Below are 2,799 nucleotides of genomic sequence, written 5' to 3'. Positions count from 1 at the left end.
CGCGTGGGTCGAGCAAGTGGCGCCGCGGTGGCATCATGGCTAGGTGGGCCCGCTTCACTTTGCTGCAAATTTCTGGTGGCTGATCTTTCCGCTCGGCGGCGCGATCGGCGGAGGCGTGCGAGCGATCGCCGCGGCCAACGAACGCAGGGCTGATCGGCGACTAGAACGGTATCGGCTGAAGCAGCAGGCCAAGATCGCGATAGCCGAAGCGTCCGGGCGCGGCCGAGACAATGCGGACAGCCGGCGCCGCGAGGTCGTCAAACTACTTGCCACGCACGATCGGACCGACGCCCGATGGCTGGATTACGAGGTCGACGTCGCCAGATTGCTCGACTTCCCCCTCATGACCGATATGCGCAATCCGCTGGCCGTCGCATTCCACAAGGCCAAGCAGCGGGCCGACCTACTGCGTCCGGAGCGGCCCGATGACGTGCTCAGCGATCGCGGCGCACACCTCGAATACCGCGACGCCGTGCACGAGTACGTCAGCGCGTTCGAAATCGCCGAAACCGAAGCGATCCGCCGGCGCCGCAGCGACTTTTCCGAAGACGATCAACAACGGCTGGCGCGAGCCCAGAACCTGCTGCGGCTGGCCCAGGACGAGGCCGCGTCTCCGCAGGAACGGCAGAGCGCCTACGCGCGAGCAGGCCGCGAACTCGAGGGACTGATCGCGTTGCCGGCGGCCGCGCGGGCCGGCATCGAGCGACGCATCGCCGCCCAGATCGAGGCCTAGCGGGGCTCGTCCGTCCCGTTGCCGCGGGTGGCATAGACGCTGGCGACTGCGGCCACGGCAAGGGTCGCCGCGATCACCACGAGACTGAGCAAGGTCGATATCTCTGGGACGTCAACGTGCTTACCGCCGTTGATGAATGGCAGATCGTTCGCGCGTAGCGCGTGCAGTGTCAACTTGACCCCGATGAACAACAAGATGACGCCGAGCCCTTTGGACAGATAGACGAGGCGCTGCAGCAACCCCTCGACGATGAAATACAGCTGCCGCAGGCCCATCAGCGCGAAGACGTTGGCGGCCAAGACCAAATAGGGCTCGTTGGTGAGCCCGTAGATCGCAGGAATGGAGTCGAGGGCAAAGATCAGATCGGTGGCGCCCAGTGCAAGGACCACGAGAGCCATCGGGGTCGCCGACCGTCGCGATCCATCTTTTACGAAAAGCTTTGCACCGTGCCAGGTTTCGGTGACGTTCAGGTGCTTGCGCGCGAACCGGACCACCGCGTTCTCCGCGTCGGTCTCATGCGTGCCGCCGCGCCCCAATCGCACCGCCGTGTACACCAGGAACGCGCCGAAAATGTAGAACACCCAGGAGAATCGGGCAATGGCCGCCGCGCCGAGGGCGATGAAAATACCGCGGAAAATCAGCGCGATCACGATGCCGATGAACAGAGCCTGCCGCTGATACACCCTCGGTACGGCGAAGCTCGTCATGATGATGACGAAGACGAACAGATTGTCGACCGACAGGCTGTATTCGGTGACCCATCCGGCGAAGAACTGCACCGCGAACTGACGGCCGTGGAAGTACCACGTCCAGATTCCGAAGCACACGGCCAGGCCGCAGTAAGCCGACAATCCGAGCGCGGATCGGCGCATGTTGGGTTCCTGTTTTCCGCGCGCCATCACCAGGACGTCGAACAGCAGGACCGCGATCGTGGCGGCCAGGGTGACAATCCACTCCAGCAGGGAGACGTGCATGGGGATACCTCCGGTCGTTGACAACCAGAGGTCTCTTCCACCGTCGGTAGCGACGGCCCGCGGGCCGGTCACCCGATCTGGGCGACGTGATGACGACTGCGCGGCTGAGGAATACTCCCCTCCACAGTCAGTCTGTCAGGTCGAGGTCGCCGCGGCGTGCTCAGCACGGTAAAGGCTGTGAGTAGTTTCGAACCGTGACCGAAGTGGGCGGCACCCCCGGTGTGGGAGCCTTCGCCAGCCCGATCGCGCGCAGCAGCGTGGCCCGCGTGGGTACCGCGACCGCCGTCACCGCGCTGTGCGGCTACGCGGTGGTCTACCTGGCCGCCCGCGATCTGGCGCCGGCCGGCTTTTCGGTGTTCGCGGTGTTCTGGGGAGCATTCGGGCTGGTCACCGGCGCCGCCAACGGCCTGCTGCAAGAGACCACCCGGGAAATCCGCTCAGCCGGTTACGTGGAGGTGCTGCCAGGACAGCGCACCCACCCGCTGCGGCTCGCGGGCATGGTTGGGATCGGCGCCGCCGCCGTGATCGCCGGGAGCTCACCGCTGTGGGGCAGTCGGGTGTTCGTGCAGGCGCACTGGCTTTCCGTCGGCCTGCTCAGCGTCGGGCTGGCGGGATTCTGCCTGCACGCCACGCTGCTGGGCATGCTGGCGGGCACCAACCGCTGGACCCAGTACGGCGCGCTGATGGTCACCGACGCCGTCATCCGGGTGACGGTCGCGACGGCCACCGTACTGATCGGCTGGGGCCTGGTCGGGTTCCTGTGGGCCACCGTCGCGGGCGCGCTGGCCTGGCTGATGATGATCGGGGCGTCGCCGTCGACGCGGGCGGCCGCACGGCTGCTGACTCCGGGTAGTGCCGCGGCCTTCCTGCGGGGGGCCGCCCATTCGATCACTGCGGCCGGGGCCAGCGCGATCCTGGTGATGGGTTTTCCGGTGTTGCTGAAGCTCACCTCCACCGAGTTGGGCGCCCAGGGCGGGGTGGTGATCCTGGCGGTCACCCTGACCCGCGCGCCGTTGCTGGTGCCGCTGACCGCCATGCAGGGAAACCTGATCGCGCACTTCGTCGACGAACGCAGCGCGCGATTGCGTGCCC

The 2,799-nt window shown here is 66.6% G+C and carries 3 protein-coding genes; 2 read left to right on the top strand and 1 reads right to left on the bottom strand.

Going from position 1 to position 2,799, the window contains the following annotated elements; genetic code table 11:
* Positions 1 to 43 precede the first annotated feature (43 nt).
* Positions 44 to 733 (top strand): hypothetical protein, encoded by a 690-nt coding sequence (locus WAN02_RS17925; protein ID WP_422265593.1) that lies wholly within the window; start codon positions 44 to 46, stop codon positions 731 to 733.
* Here the strand turns inward: WAN02_RS17925 and WAN02_RS17920 are convergent.
* Positions 730 to 1,707 carry a TerC/Alx family metal homeostasis membrane protein gene (locus tag WAN02_RS17920; RefSeq protein ID WP_422265592.1) on the bottom strand — a complete coding sequence of 326 codons (978 nt, stop codon included), beginning with the start codon at positions 1,705 to 1,707 and terminating at the stop codon, positions 730 to 732. The genes WAN02_RS17925 and WAN02_RS17920 overlap by 4 nt on opposite strands.
* Positions 1,708 to 1,901: 194 nt before the next feature.
* Between WAN02_RS17920 and WAN02_RS17915 the strand changes: the two genes are divergently transcribed.
* Positions 1,902 to 2,799: hypothetical protein (locus WAN02_RS17915; RefSeq protein WP_422265591.1), on the top strand; the 898-nt coding region annotated here is incomplete at its 3' end.

Source organism: Mycobacterium sp. (genome assembly GCF_049281135.1).
GTDB lineage: Bacteria > Actinomycetota > Actinomycetes > Mycobacteriales > Mycobacteriaceae > Mycobacterium.
Note: the sequence above shows the minus strand (reverse complement) of the source record. Positions and strands in the feature narration are given on the sequence as shown.

Excerpts from the sequence above, each read along its gene's own strand:
- WAN02_RS17920 (WP_422265592.1), bottom strand. The coding sequence starts at position 1,707 with ATGCACGTCTCCCTGCTGGAGTGGATTGTCACCCTGGCCGCCACGATC.